This window comes from Streptomyces sp. NPDC127068 (genome assembly GCF_042724695.1).
Taxonomy (GTDB): domain Bacteria; phylum Actinomycetota; class Actinomycetes; order Streptomycetales; family Streptomycetaceae; genus Streptomyces.
Window position 1 is genome coordinate 122,983 of sequence record NZ_JBHXEN010000002.1, and the last position, 22,446, is coordinate 145,428.

The 22,446-nt window shown below is 74.2% G+C and carries 5 protein-coding genes; 3 read left to right on the top strand and 2 right to left on the bottom strand.

The features are described 5' to 3' along the window. The first annotated feature begins 25 nt into the window (after window positions 1-25). Window positions 26-1,009 (top strand): LuxR family transcriptional regulator, encoded by a 984-nt coding sequence (locus ACFWIA_RS01885; protein ID WP_386999396.1) that lies wholly within the window; start codon window positions 26-28, stop codon window positions 1,007-1,009. 30 nt (window positions 1,010-1,039) lie between these two features. On the opposite strand, the gene ACFWIA_RS01890 is transcribed toward ACFWIA_RS01885, so the two are convergent. Next, window positions 1,040-2,170, bottom strand: coding sequence for an arylcarboxylate reductase (locus tag ACFWIA_RS01890; RefSeq protein WP_386999398.1), 1,131 nt, complete (start codon window positions 2,168-2,170; stop codon window positions 1,040-1,042). Beyond that, the gene (locus ACFWIA_RS01895) at window positions 2,167-3,129 is read right to left on the bottom strand and encodes an ACP S-malonyltransferase (protein WP_386999400.1); all 963 of its coding nucleotides are present in this window, start codon (window positions 3,127-3,129) and stop codon (window positions 2,167-2,169) included. Before ACFWIA_RS01895 ends, ACFWIA_RS01890 begins: the two co-directional genes overlap by 4 nt. Before the next feature lie 426 nt (window positions 3,130-3,555). Here ACFWIA_RS01895 and ACFWIA_RS01900 point away from each other — a divergent pair, with 426 nt between their 5' ends. Together ACFWIA_RS01900 and ACFWIA_RS01905 are read left to right on the top strand one after the other, a co-directional pair. Further along, window positions 3,556-16,899, top strand: a complete 13,344-nt coding sequence (locus tag ACFWIA_RS01900) for an SDR family NAD(P)-dependent oxidoreductase (RefSeq protein ID WP_386999402.1) — start codon at window positions 3,556-3,558, stop codon at window positions 16,897-16,899. 110 nt (window positions 16,900-17,009) lie between these two features. Continuing rightward, window positions 17,010-22,442 (top strand): type I polyketide synthase, encoded by a 5,433-nt coding sequence (locus tag ACFWIA_RS01905; RefSeq protein WP_386999485.1) that lies wholly within the window; start codon window positions 17,010-17,012, stop codon window positions 22,440-22,442. Window positions 22,443-22,446 lie beyond the last annotated feature (4 nt).

Below are 22,446 nucleotides of genomic sequence, written 5' to 3' on the forward strand. Positions count from 1 at the left end.
GCCCCGGGCGGTCGACAATGAGGGCATGACGAACGCGAGACTCGGCGAGGCCCTCCGTGTGCTGGGGCTCGACGACACGGCGACCCGGGTCTATCTGACGCTCCTCGAACGGGCCCCCGCCCCGCTGGACACGGTCGCCGCCGCGGCCGGTGTGAGCGGTGCGGAGCTGGCCACGGCGTACGGGGTGCTGGTCGAGGCAGGTCTGGCCAGTGCCGCCGAGGAGGGCGGGGAGACGGTCGCCCCGGTTCCGCCCGCCGCCGGTCTGGAGGTGCTCGCCCGGCACCGGGCGGCCGAGGTCGAGGAGTCGCGCATCGCCGTCTCCGGCGCGTTCGAGTCCTTCCGGCGGCAGCGGCTCGCCGCGTACAACGACCACCTCGTCGAGGTCGTCACCGGCGAGGCCATCGGTCCCCGGATCCGGCAGGCGTGGGCGAGCGCCCGCGAGCAGATCCGGCAGTTCGAGTCCCCGCCGTACTTCCCCCTGGCGGCTGCCACGCACGACGCCCTGGCCACGCTCGCCCGCGGGGTGACGCAGCGCGTCGTCTACTCGCGGGAGTCGCTGGAGCACCCGGGGCGTCTGGAGGAAGTGATCGAACCGTGCGTCAAGGCCGGCGAGCAGGCCCGGGTACTGCCGTCGGTGCCGGTCAAGCTCGTGATCATCGATGAGGCGTACGCCCTGGTCTCGTTGTCGATCAAGGAGGCCGATGTGCACAACACCATGCTGGTGGTGCAGCCGTGCGGCTTGCTCTCCGCGCTGATGGCCCTGTTCGAGCTGTCCTGGCAGAACGCCCTGCCGTTCCGGGGCCGCGCCACCCTGCCGGGCGGCCTGCCACCCGCCGACCGTCGCCTGCTGTGGCTCCTCGCGGCCGGCGCGGGCGACGACGTCATCGCCCGCGAGCTGGGGATCAGCCGCCGCACCCTGTTCCGCCGGCTCCAGGTCCTGATGGCCCGCTTGGGCGCCGCGAACCGCTTCCAGATGGCCTTGCAGGCACAGCGCAGCGGATGGTTGTGAGCACGGCCCGCCCCGGGCCGTGCGCCGCCGTCAGTAGAGGCCCTCGGGCGCGGTGGACGTGATCTGTAGGGGGCGGACGTTGGCGACCCCGTCCGAGGGCCATCCGTCGCCGGTGTCGAAGCGCAGGGCCTGGTCGCGTTCGAGGACGTTGGGCAGCAGCAGGTCCTCGTGCAGGACGGTCAGCCGGACCTGACCGGTGGCCCCGTACGCCACCGGGGTCGACCAGTCGGCCTTGTCCACGACGGCCATCGTGACCTGGGGGTAGTTGGGGGCGTACGGAAGGATCTCGCCGTCCTGCACGGGAGGGAGACCGGCGGCGTTCCCGAAGGTGTTGCCGTAGCTGCGACCGCAGATCCCGCCGTCCAGCGCGGCGGTGAAGTCGCGGTACATGTCCGGGCTGATCTGGGTGCCGCTCAGGCGCACCCCGTCGAGGGCGGCGACCAGGTCGGGGTGTCGGCGCATCAGGACCTGGAGGACGGCGGGGGTGGTGTTGACGTAGTGGATCCGCTGCTGGCGCAGGACGTCGGCGATCTGCTCGACGAGGTGGGCACTGTACTCGGAGGCTTCGGCGAGCCGCCGCTCCCGGATGAGCCGTTTGACCCAGCGCGGGTCCATGTCGACGGCGTAGACGAGGCCGTCGTGCAGTTCCCCGGCCTCCTGGGTGCCGTTGCCGATCAGATGGGGGCCGGTCGGAGTGGCTTGCAGCCAGGTGCGCCCGGCCTCGAAGCCCTCCGTGACGAACGACCAACGCCGCCAGGCGCCCCGGTGCAGCAGCATCTCGGGCGTGTAGAAGACGCGGCAGGGCGTGCCGGTGGTGCCGCCGCTGTCCCAGATCCGGCCGGTGAGCGGACGGGGCACGGCCAGCGGGACCAGGTCCGCGGGGTCCTGCGAGCGCAGCACGTCGAGCGGGAAGGTCCCGAGTTCGGTCAGCTGGTCGTAGCGGGTGATGTCACGTGGCTCGAAGGGCAGTTCGGCCGCGCGGCGCAGCCAGTAGGGGGAGCCGGTCGCCGGGTCGAAGTGGCGGCGCACCACCCGACGGGTCCAGGCGTCGAGGTCGGTGGCGAGGCCCTGCGCGATGAGGTCGTCGCAGGCGGTCGCGCTGCTGGTGGCGCTCGGGGCGGCGCCGGGGCCGGTGCTCGGGGTGGCGAGGTCGGCGGTCATCGGGTGGCCCGGGAGGGGGCGATGTCGATGCCGAGTTCGAAGGCGGTGGTGAGGGCCAGATCGATGTGTTCGGCGCGGTCGACGTGCACGACCGGGAACGGGAAGCGCAGGATTCCGTCCGGTATGGAGCCGCCCATGATCAGGCCCAGGCGGACCCCCTCGTCCCTCATCGCCTCGTGCACGTGGACGAGGTTGATGGGATCGGTGGGGTTGCGGTGGAAGGTGTTGCGCACATCGGCCGCGGTGACCAGGACCTTGCGATCGAGGCAGGAGATCAGCGGCAGACCGGGGTCGCGGAACGGCATGTCGTCGAGATAGGGGGTCATGAAGTCGCGGAAGTGGGCGCGCAACGGGGAGTGAATGGCCATGGCCCGGCCCGGCAGCGGAACGAGCGTGCCTTCCGGCAGCTCCGCGCCGAGCGCGTCGAGGGCGGCCCGTTCACCGGAGAGCATCAGGATGCGGGTCGCACCGTCGGCGGTCGGCCCGAACTGCCCCGCGAGGTACACCCCCGGACTCCCCTCGCCCCGGAACCGGCTGATGTCGCCGCTGACCGGTGCGAAGACCAGCGCCATGCCCTGCTCCGGGGTGCCGGCGGGCTGCTCGGGCGTGCCACGGGCGTACGCGAGCATCTCGAACAGGGCCCGCCGCTCCACCGCCCCGGCGAGGGCGGCGGCGGACATGCCGCCGAGGCTCAGTCCGCCGAGGACCGCGGGGCGCAGCCCGTGGTGGGCGAGGACGTCGTGCACGGCGACGGCATGGACGGCCTCGCGGACCGTGCCGACGCTCTGGCGCACCTCGGGCGCGGTCGGCAGTTCCTCGTCCAACACCTGCCCGACGGTCAACCCCGTCCACTCGGCGACCTGGGCGTAGAGGTCCCGCACGGCCGGGTATTCACGGTAGAGGTCAACACCCCGCGGTTCGTTACCGACACCGCCGCCGAACAAAAAGCCTAACGTCATCAGCCTTACTCCTGAAACTAGTTGTCACCTGATGATTCCGGGAACGGTGCGACTTTCGCCAGGGGTGAGACCGGCCGCGCGAAACACCGTACCCAGCGGCAGTTCGGGCGGGCAAGGCCGGAACGGCTCGTTCCCGTCCCGAGCGGACGTCGGTCGGTGCGACCGTAGTCGTGCGTCAGGCCGGCCGGTTCCGAATTGCGGCGGCGTACTCCTGGCCTTCGGACGAGTGCAGGAGCGGCCTTGCGTATGAGGCGCAGGTGTTCGGCCTCCGGGGAATCGATATCGCCCGCGAGTGGGCGCGTTACACGCTGTCGCGCTTGACGTCATCGAGACGATATCGGCGGCTGGAAGGGTGGGCCTTCCCGTCGAACGGTGAGCTGTACGACGGGAAAAGGCCAATCGTGTACCGCCGTCGAACTGAGAGATATGGACCCCACTGTTCCCATCGCCGTCGTCGGGTATTCCTGCCGGCTCCCCGGAGCGGAGGACCCCACGGCCTTGTGGCGGTTGCTGTCGACCGGTGGGAACGCGGTCACCGAGGTTCCGGTCGACCGGTGGGACGTGGCGGAACTACCCGACGAACCCTGGGTCCGGGCGGCGCGCTGGGGCGGCTTCCTCGACGATCCGGGCCTGTTCGACGCCGACTTCTTCCAGGTGTCGCCGCGCGAGGCGGCGGCCATGGATCCGCAACAGCGGCTCGTGCTGGAACTCGGCTGGGAGGCGCTGGAGCACGCCGGCGTCGTGCCCGCCGCGCTCGACGGCACCGACACCGGCGTCTTCGTCGGCGCCGCCCTGGACGACTACGCGATCCTGCGGGCCCGACTGGGCGCCGCCGGCATCTCCCCGCACACGGCCGCCGGCACCCTGCGCAGCATGATCCCCAACCGGCTGTCCTACCTGCTGGGGCTCCGCGGGCCGAGCGAGGTCGTCGACACCGGACAGTCGTCCTCGTTGGTCGCCGTGCACCTGGCCGCCGAGAGCCTACGGGCGGGGGAGTGCTCCGCGGCCCTGGCCGGTGGCGTCAGCCTCAACCTCGCCCCGGAGACCGCGCTGGCCGCGGCGGCCAGCGGCGCGCTCTCGCCGACCGGGCGCGCCCACACCTTCGACGCCCGCGCCGACGGCTACGTACGCGGCGAGGGCGGCGCGCTGGTGCTGCTCAAGACCCTCGACCGGGCGCTCGCCGACGGGGACCGGGTGCGCTGCGTGATCCGGGGCAGCGCCGTCAACGCCGGTGCCGCCGCGGCCGGGCTCACCGTGCCCGACCCCCAGGTGCAGCGCGAGGTCATCGACCTCGCGCACCGGCGGGCGGGCCTCACCCCCGCAGACACCCAGTACGTCGAACTGCACGGCACCGGCACCGTGGTGGGCGACCCCGTCGAGGCCGCCGCGCTGGGCGCCACCCGTCCCCCGGGCTCGCCCCTGACGGTCGGCTCGATCAAGACCAACATCGGGCACCTGGAGGCCGCCGCGGGCATCGCCGGGCTGCTCAAGGTGGTCCTTTCGCTGGAGCACGCGGCCCTGCCCGCGAGCCTCCACTTCGAGACCGCGCACCCCGCGATCGACCTCGACCGGCTCCAGCTGCGGGTACAGCGAGACTTCACCCCCTGGCCCGCGCCCGTCGACGTGCTGCGCCGCGCCGGGGTGAGTGCCTTCGGCCTGGGCGGTACGTACGCCCATCTGGTGGTCGAGCAGGCGCCGGACCGACCCGCCCCCGCCGACCAGGGCGAGCCGGAACGGGCGGTGCTGTGGACGCTGTCGGGCCGCAGCGCCGAGGCCCTGCGGGCCCAGGCCGCCCGACTGCACGCCCATGTGTCGCAGCGGCCGACCGTGGACCCGGCCGCCGTCGGCCGCGCCCTGTTCACCGCGCGCACCGCGTTCGCCCACCGAGCGGCCGTGGCCGGCGCCGACCGGGAGACCCTGCTGCGGGGCCTCGCGGCCCTGGCCGACGACCGGACGGACCCCCTGCTCGCCGAGGGCACCACCGGCGTCGCGGGCACCACCGGCGGTCCGGTCTTCGTGTTCCCGGGGCAGGGCTCCCAGTGGGTGGGGATGGCCGCACGCCTGCTGACGGAGGCTCCGGTGTTCGCCGCCGGCATCGCCGACTGCGAGCGGGCCCTGAACGCCCACGTCGACTGGTCGCTCACCGCCGTCCTCCGCGGTGAAGAGGGCAGCCCTCCACTGGAACGCGTCGACGTGGTGCAGCCGGTGCTGTTCGCGGTCATGGTGTCGCTGGCCGAACTCTGGCGCTCCTACGGTGTGGTGCCGGCGGCGGTGGTCGGCCACAGCCAGGGCGAGATAGCCGCCGCCTGTGTCGCCGGGGTCCTCCCGCTCGCGGACGCCGCGCGACTGGTCGCCCTGCGCAGCCGTGCGCTGCTGGACCTGGTGGACCACGGCGCGATGCTGTTCGTGCCGGTTTCCGCGGAACAGGTGGCACACCCGCTCCAGCCGTGGTCGGACCGTTTGTCACTCGCCGCGGTGAACGGCCCCGACTCCGTGACCATATCCGGGGACCCGGCCGCGCTGGATGAATTCGGTGCACTGTTGGCCGACCGCGGAGTCATGTCGTGGCGCATACCGGGCGTCACTTTCGCCGGTCATTCCCCGCAGGTGGAGAAACTCCGCGAGCCGTTGCGGGAAGCCTGCACGCACCTTTCGCCCGGGCGAGCGAACAGCCTCTTCTACTCGACCGTCACGGGTTCCGCGGCCGAACCGGACGAGCTGGGTGCCGACTACTGGTACCGAAATCTTCGGGAGCCCGTGCAATTCGGCGCCGCCGTTTCCGCCCTGCTCCGCGACGGGTACCGGAATTTCATCGAAGTCAGCCCGGATCCCCTGCTCACCGTCTGGGTGCAGCAAGCCGTAGAGCACGCACAGGTCGACGGTTGCGTCACCGGAACCCTGCGGCGCGGCGACGGCGGTCTGGACCGTTTTCTCCACGCACTGGGAACGCTGCACGTCCACGGCGGGGAATTCACCGCGGAAACCCTTTTCGCCGGAGCGGCCCCGCACGCCGAATTGCCCACGTACGCCTTCCAACGGCGCCGTCACTGGCTCGGCGAGACCCCGACCGCACCGGCCGCGCGGCCGGCCCGGACCGAGCGGGCGCCGCACACCGGGGAGGCCGCGTCCGGGACGGTGGTCACGGTCGACGTCGCCGCCGTGGTCCGCACCCAGATCGCCCAGGTCCTCGGCCACGAGGACGCCGCCGGCATCGCCACCGGCCGCACCTTCAAGGAACTCGGCCTCAGTTCGCAACTGGGCATGGAACTGCGCGAGCGGCTGCACCGCAGCACCGGCGTCCGGCTGCCCAACACCCTGGTCTTCGACTGGCCCACCCCCGACGCACTGATCGACCACCTGCGCGGCATCGAGGCGCCGCGGACCGCGCCCCTGCCGGCGGCCGGCGCTCCCCTCGGCATCGACGATCCGATCGTGATCGTCGGCATGGCGTGCCGCTTCCCCGGTGGCGTCGCCGGTCCGGAGGACCTGTGGCGGGTGGTGGCGGACGGCACCGACGTCATCGGGGACCTCCCCACCGACCGGGGCTGGGACCTCACCGGGCTGGAAGGTCGGGACCCGGCGGAGGCAGCGGCGGTGCGCCACGGCGGCTTCCTCCCCGACGCCGCCGACTTCGACGCGGAGTTCTTCGGCATCAGCCCCCGCGAGGCCACCGCGATGGACCCGCAACAGCGGCTGCTGCTGGAGACCTCCTGGGAGGCGCTGGAGCGGTCAGGCATCCGCCCGGACCAGCTGCGCGGCACGCGCACGGGCGTCTACGTCGGGGCCACCGCGATGGAGTACGGGCCCCGGCTGCACGAGCCGGTCGAGGGCACCGAAGGGCTACGGCTGACCGGCACCACGGCCAGTGTCATGTCGGGCCGGGTGGCGTACGCGTTGGGCTTGGAGGGCCCCGCGGTGACGGTGGACACGGCGTGCTCGTCCTCGCTGGTGGCCCTGCACCTGGCGGCCCAGGCCCTGCGCACCGGCGAATGCGAACTCGCCCTGGCCGGCGGGGTCGCCGTGATGTCCACCTCGGGCATCCACATCGAGTTCTCCCGCCAGCAGGGCCTCGCCCCGGACGGACGCTGCAAGTCCTTCGCCGAAGCGGCCGACGGCACCAGTTGGGCCGAGGGTGTGGGGTTGTTGGTGGTGCAGCGGCGGTCGGCCGCGGTGCGTGCGGGGCGTCGGGTGTGGGCGGTGGTGGCGGGGTCGGCGGTGAATCAGGACGGTGCGTCGAACGGTTTGACGGCGCCGAACGGTCCGTCGCAGCAGCGGGTGATCCGGCAGGCGTTGGCGCAGGCGGGCGTGGCGGCGGCTGATGTGGACCTGGTGGAGGCGCACGGGACGGGCACCGTGCTCGGCGACCCCATCGAAGCGCAGGCGCTCCAGGCCGTCTACGGCGACGCCCACGGCACCGACCGGCCGCTGTGGCTGGGCTCCGTGAAGTCCAACCTCGGCCACACCCAGGCCGCCGCGGGGGTCGCCGGGGTCATCAAGTCCGTACTGGCCATGTACCACGGGGTGTTGCCGCGGACCCTGCACGTCGACGCGCCCACCCCGCACGTGGACTGGGCAGCCAGCGGCGTCCGACTGCTCACCGAGGCGCGGCCGTGGCCCGAGTCCGGGGGTCCGCGCCGGTCGGCGGTGTCCTCGTTCGGCATCAGCGGCACCAACGCCCACGTCGTCCTGGAACACCCCGACGAGCCGGCGAACACCCCGACCGCCCCGGCTGACCCCGTGGGCGTACTGCCGTGGGTGGTGTCCGCGAAGTCCGCCACCGCACTCACCGCACAGGCGGCACGGCTGGCCGACACGGTGCCGCCACTACCGGCCGGCGACGTGGCCCGCGCCCTGGCCGACCGGGCACCGCTCACCGAGCGTGCCGTGGTGCTGGGCCTCGGCGCGGACCTCCTCGACGGCTGCACGGCCCTGGCCCACGGCGAGTCCCCGGGCCACGTCGTCCGCGGCCGGGCCCTCACCGGCGGGCCGGTCTTCGTCTTCCCCGGCCAGGGCGCCCAATGGACCGGCATGGCCCGCGGCCTGCTCGCCGAGGCCCCCGTGTTCGCCGCCCGGATGGCCGACTGCGCCGCCGCGCTCGCCCCGCACACCGACTGGGACCTCCTGGAGACCGTCCGCACCGCGGACGACACGGTGCTGCAACGCGTGGACGTCATCCAACCCGTGCTGTTCTCCGTCATGGTGTCGCTGGCGGCCCTGTGGGAGTCGCACGGCGTCCGGCCTGCCGCGGTCATCGGCCACTCCCAGGGCGAGATAGCCGCCGCCTGCGTCGCGGGGGCGCTGTCCCTCACCGACGCCGCCGCGGTCGTCGCCCTGCGCAGCCGCTCCCTGACCCGACTCGCCGGGCTCGGCGGCATGGTCTCCGTCGCCGAACCCCTGGAGCGCGTCGAGGCCCGGATCGCGGGCGAACCCCTCGAAGTGGCCGCCGTCAACGGCCCCGAGCTGATCGTCGTCGCCGGTGACTCCACCGCCTGCGACCGCCTCCTGACCGGATGCACCGCCGACGGGGTACGGGCCCGACGCATCGCCGTGGACTACGCCTCGCACTCCTCCCACATCGAGGAGTTGCAGCAGGAGTTGGGCGACGCGCTGTCGACGCTCACCCCGCTCGCCGCCCCCGTCCCGTTCTTCTCCACCGTGGCGGACGGCTCCCGCGCCGAACTCGACGGACCCCTGGACACCACCGGGCTGGACGGCGGCTACTGGTACCGCAACCTGCGCGGGACCGTCCGCTTCGACGCCGCGGTCCGGGCCGCCGTCCGCACCGGGCACCAACTCTTCCTCGAAATGAGCCCGCACCCGGTGCTCACCACGGCCGTCCAACAGAACGCCGAACCGCTCGACCGGCCCGTCGCCGCCGTCGGCACCCTGCGCCGGGACGAGGACGAGCCGTCCCGGATGCTGCGCAGCCTGGCCGAGGCGTACGTCAACGGTGCGGCGGTGGAGTGGCACACGGTCCTCCCCGCCGGTGCCCGCGCCGACCTCCCGACGTACGCGTTCCAGCGCCAGCGCTACTGGCTGACCGAGGAGCCCGGCCGCGCCGGTGTCGCCGCCCTGGGCCTCGACGCGCCGCGCCACCCGCTGCTCGGCGCCGCCGTGCGTCTCGCCGACACCGACGACGTCGTCCTCACGGGGCGACTCTCCCGACACTCCCACCCCTGGCTCGCCGAACGGAGCGCCGGCGACGGCGGCGTGCCGACGGCGGTGTTCGTGGAACTCGCCCTGCGGGCGGGCGACGAGATCGGCTGCACCACCGTCGAGGAGCTGCACCTCAGGACGCCGCTCACCCTGCCCGCCACCGGGAACGTCGACCTCCAGATCCGTACCGGCACCGCCACCGACGGGACGCGGACGGTGCGCCTGAGCGGACGCACCCGCGCCGGAGCCGGTTGGACCCTGCACGCCGAAGGCACCCTCGGAACGGGACCGGCGCCCGCCTTCGCCCTGCGGCAGTGGCCGCCCGCCGACGCCGAGCCGCTGACGGTGACCGACCTGTACGCCTCGCTGGCGGCGCGCGGACACGACATCGGCCCGTCCTACCGGGGCGTGCAGGCCGCCTGGCGCGTCGGCGCCGACCTCTACGCGGAGGTGGCGCTGCCGGCCGGTGTCGCCACCCGGGCCGGCCGGTTCGGCATCCACCCGGCGCTGCTCGACGCCGCCCTGCACCTGCGTCTCGCGGAGACCGGCGACGGCCACGCGGTGGCCGCCGACTGGACCGGCGTGCACCTGGCCGCCACGGGCGCCGAACGGGTACGGGTGCGCCTCGCCCACGACGGCGCGCTGGAACTCGCCGACGGCGACGGAGCGCCCGTGGCGGCAGCCCGCGCCGTGGCGATCCGCCGACCGCAGGGCACCCCGTCGTCGGCGGACACCGCCGACGCCCTGTTCACCGTGGACTGGCAGCGACCGGGACGCCCGGCCGGGGCCGCGTCCGAACGACCGGTGGTGCTCGGCGAGGACGGCGCGGACCACGAGGACCTGCCCGCCCTGCTCGCCGCCGTCGCCGCGGGCACCCCCGCACCCGACCTGGTGGTGTGGCCCGCCGCCGGGGACCTGCCCGCGGCGCTCGCCGTCCTCCAGGGCTTCCTCGCCGCTGAGGAGCTGCGCGGCTCCCGACTGGCCGTGGTGACCCGGGACGCCGTGGGTGCGGCACCCGATGCCGGGGCCGCCGCGGTGTGGGGCCTCGTCCGCTCCGCACAGCTCGAATTCCCGGGCCGGCTCCTGCTGGCCGACCTCGATGCGGACGCCGTCCTGCCGGCCGTGCTCCCCGAGGCCGAGGACCAGCTGACGGTGCGCTCCGGCGAGGTCCTGGTGCCCCGCCTCGGTCGGCTCCGGGCGACCGGCGGTCCGGTCGGATTCGGCGCCGGTACGGTCCTGATCACCGGCGGCACCGGGGCGCTCGGCTCCGCCGTCGCCCGGCACCTGGTGGCCCGGCACGGAGTGCGGAAGCTGGTCCTGCTCTCGCGACGCGGCCCCGCCGCGCCCGGGGCCGCCGCGTTGGTGGCGGAGCTCGGGGACGCCGGAGCCCGGGCCGACGCGGTGGCGTGCGACGCGTCCGACCGCGCCGCCCTGGAACAGGTCGTCTCCGGCATCGAGGACCTGTCCGCGGTGGTGCACTGCGCGGGCGTCCTGCGCGATGTGACCGTGGCCCGGATGACCGCGGCCGACGTGGCGGAGACCTTCCGCGCCAAGGCGTTGCCCGCCCGGTACCTGCACGAGCTGACCGCCGACCGGGAACTGTCGGCGTTCGTCCTGTTCTCCTCGGTCACCGGTGTGCTGGGCTCGGCCGGCCAGGCCAACTACGCGGCGGCCAACGCCTACCTGGACGCCCTCGCGGCCCGACGCCGGGCGCACGGCCTGCCCGGGACCTCGCTCGCCTGGGGCTGGTGGGCGGCGTCGACCGGCATGACCGGCGCGCTGTCGGACGCGGACCGCCGCCGGCTGGCCCGCTCGGGCCTGGTGCCGATGTCGGACGCGCAAGGGCTCGCCCTGCTCGACGCGGCGCTCGGGACCGGTCAGCCGCAGGTCGTGGCGGCCCCGCTCGACCTGGCCGCGGTGCGCGACACCGCCGCGCCGATACCGTCCGTACTGCGGGCGTTGGTCGGTCCGGTGCGCAGGACGGCGGCCACGGGCGGCGGGACGTCCGACCTCGGTGCCCGCCTCGCCACCATGACCGGCGCCGAACGGATGCGTCACCTCACCGACCTCGTCCGGGCGGAAGCCGCCACGGTCCTCGGGCACGCCGGCACCGCGACCATCGACGCCGACCGGGCGTACCACGAGATGGGCTTCGACTCGCTCACCGCGGTCGACCTGCGCAACCGGTTGACCGCCCGCACCGGGCTGGCCCTGTCCACCACGGTCGTCTTCGACCGTCCGACGCCCGCAGCCACCGCCCGCCACCTGCTCGCCGAACTGGTCGGCGAGAGCGGCGCAGTCGCCGCCGCGGCAGCGGCCACCCGCGCGGCGGACGCCGACGACCCGATCGTCATCGTCGGCATGGCCTGCCGCTTCCCCGGCGGTGTCACCGGACCGGACGACCTGTGGCGGGTGGTCGCCGACGGCACCGACGTCACCGGTGAGTTCCCCACGGACCGGGGCTGGGACGTGGCGGGCCTGTACGCCCCCGACCGGGACCGGGTCGGCACCTCGTACACCCGTCGCGGCGGGTTCCTCGACGGGATCGCCGACTTCGACGCCGACTTCTTCGGCATCAGCCCGCGCGAGGCCGCCGCGACCGATCCGCAGCAGCGCGTCGTCCTGGAAACGGCGTGGGAGGCCCTGGAACACGCCGGGATCGACCCCACCGTGCTGCACTCCAGCGCCACCGGCGTCTATCTGGGCAGCAACCTCCAGGACTACTCCACGTACGCCGCCGGAGCACCGGACGACAGCACCGGCTACCAGGTGACCGGCAGCGCCGCGAGTGTCATGTCGGGCCGGGTTGCGTACGCGTTGGGGTTGGAGGGCCCCGCGGTGACGGTGGACACGGCGTGCTCGTCCTCGCTGGTCTCGCTGCACCTGGCGGCCCAGGCCCTGCGCGCCGGCGAATGCGAGCTGGCACTCGTGGGCGGCGTCACGATCATGACCACGCCCTCCCTGTTCGTGGAGTTCTCGCGGCAACGCGCGCTCGCCCCGGACGGACGCTGCAAGCCGTTCTCCGCGGACGCCGACGGCACCGGATGGGCCGAGGGTGTGGGGTTGTTGGTGGTGCAGCGGCGGTCGGCTGCGGTGCGTGCGGGGCGTCGGGTGTGGGCGGTGGTGGCGGGGTCGGCGGTGAATCAGGACGGTGCGTCGAACGGTTTGACGGCGCCGAACGGTCCGTCGCAGCAGCGGGTGATCCGGCAGGCGTTGGCGCAGGCGGGTGTGGCGGCGGGTGACGTCGATCTGGTCGAGGCGCACGGGACGGGCACCGTGCTCGGCGACCCCATCGAAGCGCAGGCCCTGTTGGCGACGTACGGGCAGCAGCGGCCCGCGGACCAGCCCGCCTGGCTGGGTTCCGTGAAGTCCAACCTCGGCCACACCCAGGCCGCCGCGGGGGTCGCCGGGGTCATCAAGTCCGTACTGGCCATGCACCACGGGGTGTTGCCGCGGACCCTGCACGTCGACGCGCCCACCCCGCACGTGGACTGGGCGTCGGGTGCGGTGAACCTGCTCACCGAGGCGCGGCCGTGGCCCGAGTCCGGGCGTCCGCGCCGGTCGGCGGTGTCCTCGTTCGGCATCAGCGGCACCAACGCCCACGTCGTCCTGGAACACCCCGACGACCCCGCGAACACCCCGACCGCCCCGGCCGATCCGCCGCCGGCACCGGGCCTGTTGCCGTGGGTGGTGTCCGCGAAGTCCGCCACCGCACTCACCGCACAGGCGGCACGGCTGGCCGACACGGCCACCGACCGGACGCCCGAGGACATCGGACGCTCCCTCGTCGGCACCCGGGCCGCCCTCACCCACCGGGCCGTCGTCCTCGGCCACGACCGCGCCGCACTCCTCGACGGACTGCACGCCCTGGCCGAGGGACGCCCCGGCGCAGCGGTCGTCCGCGGACAACGCCTCTCCACGGAACCGGTGTTCGTGTTCTCCGGTGAGGGCGCGCAGTGGGACGGCATGGCACGCCACCTGCTCGACGTCTCGCCCGCTTTCGCGGCCCGCATGGACGAGTGCGCCACCGCCCTGGCACCGCACACCGACTGGTCCCTGCTCGCCGTGATCCGGGGCGAGCAGGACGCACCCCCGCTGGACCGGGCCGACGTCGGACAGCCCGTCCTCTTCGCCGTCGCCGTCTCGCTCGCGGCGATGTGGGAGTCGTACGGAGTGCGCCCGTCCGCGGTCGTCGGACACTCCCGCGGGGAGGTCGCCGCGGCCTGCGTGGCAGGCGTCCTGAGCCTGCCCGACGCGGCTGCCCTGATCGCAGCCCGCGGTCGACTGCTGCACGCGTCGGGGCTCGCCGGGCGCGGTGCCATGGCCTGGGCGGCGCTCAGCCCCGAGCAGGCCGGCCCCCGGCTCACCACCGGGCTCGCCGTCGCCGCCGTCAACGGCCCGGACTCGGTGGTCGTGGCGGGCGATCCGGAGGAACTGGCCGCCTTCGTGGCGGGCTGCACCACGGACGGCGTCCGGACCAGACCGGCCGGCACGGACTACGCCTTCCACACCGACCGGATGGACGCACCCGCCGCCCGACTCGCCGAGTACGCCGCGGAGATCACGCCACACCGCGCCGAGGTGCCGTTCTGGTCCACGGTCACCGGCGGCCCGCTCCCCGACGGCGCGGCGGACGCCGGCTACTGGGCCAGGAACCTGCGCGACACCGTACGGTTCCACGACGCCGTCAGCGGACTGCTCGACGCCGGACACCGGTTCTTCATCGAGGTCAGCCCGCACCCCGTGCTCACCCTGCCGATCCAGCAGAGCGCCGACGCCGCCGAGGTGACCGCCGCCGCGATCGGTACGCTGCGCCGCGGCGAGGACGACCGGGACCGTCTGATCACCAGCCTGGCCACGGCGTACGTCCACGGCGCCCCCGTCGACTGGAGTGCGCTGCTGCCCGCGGGGCCCGTCGTCGGGCTGCCCACGTACGCCTTCCAACGCCGCCGCCACTGGCTCGACGCGGTCGCGACGGCTCCCGACCTGCCGGCCGCCGGGGTGACGGGGACCGGGCACCCGTTGCTGGGCGCCGCGATCGACGTCGCGGAGCCGGGCGCCGCCCTCGTATTGACCGGCCGGCTCTCCCTGGGCGACCACCCGTGGCTCGCCGACCACGTGATCGGCGGCACCGTCCTGGTGCCCGGCACCGCACTGGTCGAACTGGCCCTGCGCGCGGGCGCCGGTACCGGCTGCGACGTCGTCGAGGAGGTGAGCCTGCACACCCCGCTGACCCTGCCCGACGACGGTGCCGTGCGGCTGCAACTCGCCGTCGGCGCGGCCGAGGACGGCCGGCGCACGTTCGGGATCTTCTCGCACCGGGTCACCGCCGGCGAGGACGGCACCGAGGTGCAGTGGACCCGGCACGCCGCCGGAGTCCTCGCCGCGGACGAAGTGCCGCCGCCGGCCCCGGACGCGTGCACCGCGCCCGCTGACGCGGAACCCGTACCGGTCGCGGACTTCTACACCTCACTGGCCGACCGGGGCTACGCGTACGGTCCCGCCTTCCGGGGACTGCACGCCGCCCGACGCTCCGGCGCCGATCTGTACGCCGACGTCACCCTGCCCGACACGGCTGCGGCGGAGCAACGCTTCGCCCTGCACCCCGCCCTGCTCGACGCGGCGCTGCAAGCCGTGGCGCTGCTCGGCCTCGCCGACGACGCCGTGGTCCTGCCGTTCGCCTGGGCCGGCGTCCGACTGCACGGGGCACGCCCGGCGGGCGCCACCGCGCTGCGGGTACGTCTACGGCGGCTGGCGGACGGTGCCGTGACGGTCGCTGCCGCCGCGGAGGACGGCACGCCGGTGCTGACCATCGACTCCCTGACCATGCGCCCCGTGACCCCCGGGCAGTTGGCGTCCGGGGCGGGCGACGAGCTGTACGCGATCCGCTGGACCCCGGTCGACCCCGGTGCGGCGAAGACGGCCGAGCCGCTGCCCGTGCGGGACGGACTCCGGGACGGACGCCGGGACGGATTCTGGGACGGGAAGAGCACGCCGGAGCCCGTCGGCGGGACCGCCCTGCTCGACTGCCGGGCGCTGGGCACCCGCGAGGTCACGGGCGCCGCGGCAGCCGTCACCCAGGTCCTGGCCTCGATCCGGGAATGGGCGCACCACGCCGGTGCGCGCCGGCTCCTGGTGGTCACCCGGGGTGCGGTGGACGAGGTGTCCGATCCGGTGGGCGCCGGCGTGTGGGGCCTGGTCCGCTCGGCGCAACGGGAGTTCCCCGAACGGTTCGCCCTGGTCGACGCGGAGTCGGACGGCGAGCTGCCGGACGCGCTGGCCGACCTGGCCGCCGTCGAGGACCAGTTGGCGGTGCGGTCCGGGCGGATGCTGGCCGCCCGCTTGGACCGGTTCGCCGCACCACCGGACGCGGCCGACGGCATCGCGGCGCTGGGAACGGGCACGGCCTTGATCACCGGCGGCACGGGCGTCCTCGGGGCGCTGGTCGCACGACACCTGGTGACCCGGCACCGGGTACGACGCCTGGTGCTGCTGTCCCGCCGCGGCGTGGCCGCGCCGGGTGCCGGCGCGCTGGCCCGGGAACTCACCGCCGCCGGCGCCCGGGTGGACGTGCTGGCCTGCGACGTGTCCGACCGATCCGCGCTCGCCGCGGTGCTGTCGGACATCGACGACCTGTCCGCGGTGGTGCACTGCGCGGGCGTGCTGCGGGACGGCACGCTGCCCCAGCTGTCCGCGTCCGACGTCGACGAGGTGTTCCGGGCGAAGGTCCTGTCGGCCTGGCACCTGCACGAGCTGACGGCCGACCGGAAGCTCTCCGCCTTCCTCCTCTTCTCCTCCGCCGCGGCCCTGCTCGGCTCGGCGGGCCAGGCCAACTACGCGGCGGCGAACGGCGTCCTGGACGGGCTCGCCGCCCTGCGCCGCGCCCAGGGGCTCCCCGCCACCTCGCTGGCCTGGGGCCTGTGGGCCTCGGCGAGCGGAATGACCGGCGACCTCTCGGCCGCGGACCGTCGACGGCTGGCCCGGGCGGGGCTCGCGCCGATGACGGACGCCCAGGCCCTGGCCCTACTGGACCGGGCCCTGGCGGGCGACAGCGCCTTCGTCGCCCCCATGTCCCTCGACCTGGACGGTCTACGGCGCGAGGCGAGCACGCTCGCCCCGCTCTGGCACGGCTTGATCCGCCCGGTACGCCGGGCGGGGACCGTCACCCGGGTGCCCGATCTGCGCGAGCGCCTGGCGGCGCTGGCGGACCCGGAGGACCGTGACCGGCTGCTCGTCGAGCTGGTCCGGGCCGAGGTCGCGGCCGTCCTCGGGTACGCCCGGGCCGAAACGGTCGATGCGCACCGGGCGTTCAACGAGCTCGGGTTCGATTCGCTGACCGCGCTCGACCTGCGCAACCGGCTCACCGTCGCGACGGGGCTGCGGCTGCCGGCGACGCTCGTGTTCGACCACCCCCGGCCCGTCGGCGTGGCGCGCTTCCTGCTCGCCGCACTGGCCGGGGGACCGGAGTCCGGTTCGCCGGCGTCCGGCCCGCCCACCCGTCCGGTTGCCGAGCCTGTCGAGGAGTCGGTCGACGATTCGAGTGACGATGAATTGATTGATGGTTTGGGTGTGGCGGATCTGATTCGTTTGGCGCGTGAGGGGGCGGGTTCGTGATGGGTGGTTCGGTGGGTGGGTCTGTGGGTGGTTCGTCGGATGAGTTGGTGGGGGCGTTGCGTGATGCGGTGAAGGAGTCGGCGCGTTTGCGTCGGGTGAATCGGGAGTTGGTGGCGGCGGCGCGGGAGCCGGTGGCGATTGTGGGGATGGCGTGTCGTTTGCCGGGGGGTGTGTCTTCGCCTGAGGGTTTGTGGGATTTGGTGGTGTCGGGTGGGGATGGGGTTTCTGGGTTTCCGGTGGATCGGGGTTGGGATTTGGGGTCGTTGTTTGATCCGGATCCGGATGGTGTGGGGACGTCGTATGTGCGTGAGGGTGGGTTTTTGCATGGTGCGGCGGAGTTTGATGCGGAGTTCTTTGGTATTTCGCCGCGTGAGGCGTTGGCGATGGATCCGCAGCAGCGGTTGATGTTGGAGGTGGCGTGGGAGGCGGTGGAGCGTGCGGGTATCGATCCGCACGCGTTGCGGGGATCACGCACCGGCGTCTACGCGGGCATCATCTACCACGACTACGAGCCGGCCCTGTTGGAGCAGGTCCCCGCCGTCGAGGGCCAACGCATGATCGGCGGCGCCGCGAGCGTGATATCCGGCCGGGTCGCGTTCACCCTCGGTCTGGAGGGTCCCGCGGTCACCCTGGACACCGCCTGTTCCTCGTCGTTGGTCGCCTTGCACCTCGCCGCCCAGGCCCTGCGCAAGGGCGAGTGCACGATGGCCATCGCCGGCGGGGTCACCGTGATGGCCCGACCGGTCGCCTTCGTCGAGTTCAGCCGGCAACGCGGTCTGTCCGCGGACGGCCGCTGCAAGGCGTACGCCTCCGCCGCCGACGGCACCGGCTGGGGCGAGGGCGCGGCCCTGCTGGTGGTGGAGAAGCTGTCGGACGCGCTGGCGAACGGGCATCCGGTGCTGGCCGTGGTACGGGGTTCGGCGGTGAATCAGGACGGTGCGTCGAACGGTTTGACGGCGCCGAACGGTCCGGCGCAGCAGCGGGTGATCCGGGCGGCGTTGGCGGACGCGGGACTGTCGGCGGCCGATGTGGACGTGGTGGAGGGGCATGGCACGGGCACCAAGTTGGGTGACCCGATCGAGGCGCAGGCCCTGTTGGCGACCTACGGGCAGGACCGCCCCGAGGACCGGCCCCTGTGGCTCGGCTCGGTGAAGTCCAACCTCGGCCACACCCAAGCCGCCGCCGGCGCGGCCAGCATCATCAAGCTCGTCGAGGCGATGCGGCACGACACCCTGCCGAAGACCCTGCACGTGGACGAGCCCTCGTCGTTCGTGGACTGGGACTCCGGAGCGGTGGCGCTGGCGACCGAACCGGTCGACTGGCCGCGCGGCGAACGCCCCCGACGGGCCGGCATCTCCGCCTTCGGGATCAGCGGCACCAACGCCCACGTCATCATCGAGGAACCGGACCTCCCCGCCCCGCCGCAGGAGGAACCGCCCGGCACCGGTGCGCGGGTGCTCTGGCCCCTGTCCGCCGGCACCGAACAGGGTCTGCGCAACCAGGCGCAACGCCTGCACGCGCATCTGCTCGCCCGGCCGCAGGAACGCATCGAGGACATCGCCCACTCCCTGGCCACCAGCCGCGCCGCCCTGCCCCACCGGGCCGTCCTCGTCGGCCACGACCGCGCCGCCCTGCTCGACGGACTCGACGCGCTCGCCGCCGGCCGCAGCGACAGCCGCGTGGTCCGGGGCACCCCCGCCGCGGGCGACCTGGCGTTCCTGTTCACCGGCCAGGGCAGCCAACGCCCCGGCATGGGCCGCGAGCTGTACGCCCGTTACCCCGCCTTCGCCGCCGCCTTCGACCAGGTGTGCGAGGAGTTCGGGGACCGGCTTGGCAAGCCGCTGCGTGAGGTCGTGCTCGACGGCGAGCCCGGCGAACTGGACCGCACCCTCTTCGCCCAGGCCGGCCTGTTCGCCCTGGAGGTCGCCCTCAGCCACCTGCTGCGCCACGTCGGCATCCGACCCAGCCGGGTCGCCGGACACTCCATCGGCGAGCTGGCCGCCGCCCACGTCGCCGGGGTGCTCACCCTCCCCGACGCCGTCACCCTCGTCGCCGCCCGCGGCCGGCTGATGCAGGCCCTGCCCGAGGGCGGCGCCATGGTCTCCGTACGGGCCGCCGAGTCCGAGGTGGCGGCCCTGCTCGAAGGCCACCACGACCGGGTCGCCGTGGCCGCCGTCAACGGACCGAGGTCCGTGGTGGTCTCCGGCGCCGAGGACCTCGTCACCGCACTGGCCGAACGACTCGCCGAGCGCGGCCACAAGACCCGACGGCTCCGCGTCAGCCACGCCTTCCACTCACCCCGCATGGACCCGATGCTGGAGGAGTTCCGGGCGGTCGCCCACACCCTCACCTACCATCCGCCCACCCTGCCGGTGGTGTCCAACCTGACCGGCGAGGTGGTGCCCGCGGAGGACATCTGCGCACCGGACTACTGGGTCCGACACGTCCGGGAGGCCGTGCGCTTCGGCGACGGCGTCCGCACCTTGCAGGACAGCGGCGTCACCACCTTCGTGGAGATCGGCCCCGACGCCGTGCTCAGCGCCATGGGCCAGGAATGCGTGACGGCGGACGGCACCGGACCCGAGCCGGAGTTCGTCGCCGCGCTGCGCCAGGACCGCTCCGAGGAACAGACCTTCCTCACCGCGCTCGCCCGCCTCCACGTGCGCGGCTGGGCACCGGACTGGAACGCCCTGACCGGCCCCGAGGGCGCGCGCCGCGTCGACCTGCCGACGTACGGCTTCGACCACAAGCGCTACTGGCCGGTCGCCGTACCCCGCAGCGCGGCCGACGCGGCCGGGCTCGACGTCACGACCCATCCGCTGCTCGGCGCCGCGGTCCGCCCCGCGGACACCGACGCGCTGCTGCTCACCGGGCGCCTCGGCCTCCAGGCCCACCCGTGGTTGAACGACCACCGGGTCTGGGACACCGTCCTGCTGCCCGGCTCCGGACTGGTGGAACTGGCCCTGGAGGCCGCGGAGCAGGTCGGCGGGGCCGCACTCGACGAGCTGACCATGCTGTCGGCCCTGGTCCTGCCGGACACCGGCGCCGTCGACCTCCAGGTGTCGGTCGCCGAAGCCGACGACACCGGCCGCCGCTCCCTGGCCGTGCACGCGCGCGCCGCCGGCGCGGACACCGGCACCGACGAGTGGACCCGCATCGCGGCCGGTGTCCTCACCCCCGAGGACCGCACCGGGGCCACCGGGCTCGACTTCCCGGCGATCTGGCCGCCCGCCGACGCGACGCCCGTGGACCTGACGCACTGGTACGAGACCATCGCCGAGAGCCGACTCGACTACGGACCCGCCTTCCAGGGCCTGCGCCGGGCCTGGCGCCGGGGCTCCGAGGTCTTCGCCGAGATCGGGCTCACCGAGGACGACGCCCAGCGGGCCGGCGAGTACGGGCTGCACCCGATCCTGCTCGACGCCACCCTGCACGCCATCGGCCTCGGCGCACTGCCGGTGAGCGAACAGACCCGACTGCCGTTCGTGTGGACGGGCGTCCGCCGCTGGTCCGCGGGCCCCTCGGCGGTCCGGGCCAGGATCGCCCCGGCCGGACCGGACGCGGTGTCGCTCACCCTCACCGACCCGTCCGGCCGCCCCGCCCTCTCCGTCGCCGCACTCACCGTGCGCCCCGTCTCGCCGGAACAACTCGGCCAGTCCGCCCCGGCCCGGTCCCTCTACCAGCGGCGGTTCGTGGACCTCACCGCGCCGCAGCCCAGGGCCGCCACCTGGGCCCTGCTGGGGGACGCCGCCGAGCTGGCCCCCGACCTCGCCGCCGCCGGGCACCGGACCGGGACCCACACCGACCTCGCCGGGCTGACCGCCGCGGTGGACGACGGCGCCGCCGTGCCGGACGCCGTCCTGCTGCCGTTCACGGCGCCCGGCACGAACGGCGACACCGCAGCCGCGACCCGGGCCGCCTGCCACCGCGCACTCGCCCTGGCCCAGACCTGGCTCGCCGACGAACGGTTCGCCGCCTCCCGGCTGGTGCTGCTCACCCGGGACGCGGTCGCCGCGGCGCCGACCGACACCGTCACCGACCTGCCGGTGGCCGCCGCCCGTGGCCTCCTGCTGTCGGCCGCCACCGAGAACCCCGGGCGCATCCACCTGGCCGACCTGGACACGACACACGCCTCCCGCGCACTCGTGCCGCACCTGATCGCCCTCGACGAGCCGCAGACCGCGCTCCGGGCGGGGACCCTGCTCGGCGCCCGACTCGAAGCGGTGCCCGAGGACGCTGCCCCGCCCGAGTGGCCGGGGCACGGCACGGTCCTGGTCACCGGGGCGACCGGCGCGCTCGGCGGGCTCGTGGCCCGACACCTCGTCACCGCGTACGGGGTCCGGCAGCTGCTGCTGGTCAGCCGCCGCGGCACGGACACCGGACTGGGCGCCGAACTGGCCGCCCTCGGCGCCTCGGCCACCTTCGCGGCCTGCGACGTCGCCGACCGCGACGCGCTCGCCCGCACCCTCGCGCAGATCCCGGCGGAACACCCCCTCGCCGCGGTGGTGCACGTGGCCGGGGTCCTCGACGACGGCGTGGTGGGCGCGCTCACCCCGGAGCGCGTCGACACCGTGCTGCGCCCCAAGGTGGACGCCGCCTGGAACCTGCACGAGCTGACCCGCGACGCCGAGCTGTCCGCCTTCGTGCTGTTCTCCTCGGCCGCCGGCGTGTTCGGCAGCGCAGGACAGGGCAACTACGCCGCGGCCAACGTCTTCCTGGACTCCCTCGCCGCCCTACGCCGCGCCCAGGGGCTGCCCGCCGTCTCGCTGAGCTGGGGGGCGTGGGCCGACGGCATGGCGGCGGACCTCGGCGAAGCCGACCGGGCCCGGGCCACCCGCGCCGGACTGGGCGCGCTGAGCCAGACCGAGGGGCTGCGACTCTTCGACGCGGCCCTCGGTGACGGTTCCGCCCACCTGGTCCCGCTGCACCTGGACACCACCGCACTGAACGGCGACGTACCGCCGCTGCTGCGTGGACTCGTGCGCACCCGGCGCACGCCCCAGCGCCGCGGATCGGGCGAGGACGCCGCGGACTTCCTGCTGCACCGCCTCACCGGCCTGACCCCGCGCGAACAGGAGAAGGTCCTGACCGACCTGATCCGCGCCGAAGTGGCCGCGGTGCTCGACTACGCCGAGGCCGGCAGCGTCCTGGACGGGCGCAGCTTCATCGAGCTCGGTGTCGACTCGCTGACCGCACTGGAACTGCGCAACCGCATCGGCAAGGCGATCGGGAAGCCGCTGCCGCCGACCCTGGTCTTCGACCACCCGACGCCGGCCGCGCTCGCCCGGAAGCTCTGTGCGGACCTGTTCCCCGACGCCGCGGAAGGGGACGAGGACGAGTTCGACGAGGCCCGGTTCCGCCGGGAGCTCGCCGCCGTTCCGCTCGCCCGGCTCCGGGACGCCGGACTGCTGACCCCACTGCTTTCCGTGCTCGGCGCCGAGCCTGTCGAGGAGTCGGTCGACGATTCGAGTGACGATGAATTGATTGATGGTTTGGGTGTGGCGGATCTGATTCGTTTGGCGCGTGAGGGGGCGGGTTCGTGATGGG

Coding starts and splice junctions, on each gene's coding strand:
- ACFWIA_RS01895 (WP_386999400.1), bottom strand. CDS start 3,129: ATGACGTTAGGCTTTTTGTTCGGCGGCGGTGTCGGTAACGAACCGCGG.
- ACFWIA_RS01890 (WP_386999398.1), bottom strand. CDS start 2,170: ATGACCGCCGACCTCGCCACCCCGAGCACCGGCCCCGGCGCCGCCCCG.
- ACFWIA_RS01885 (WP_386999396.1), top strand. CDS start 26: ATGACGAACGCGAGACTCGGCGAGGCCCTCCGTGTGCTGGGGCTCGAC.
- ACFWIA_RS01900 (WP_386999402.1), top strand. CDS start 3,556: ATGGACCCCACTGTTCCCATCGCCGTCGTCGGGTATTCCTGCCGGCTC.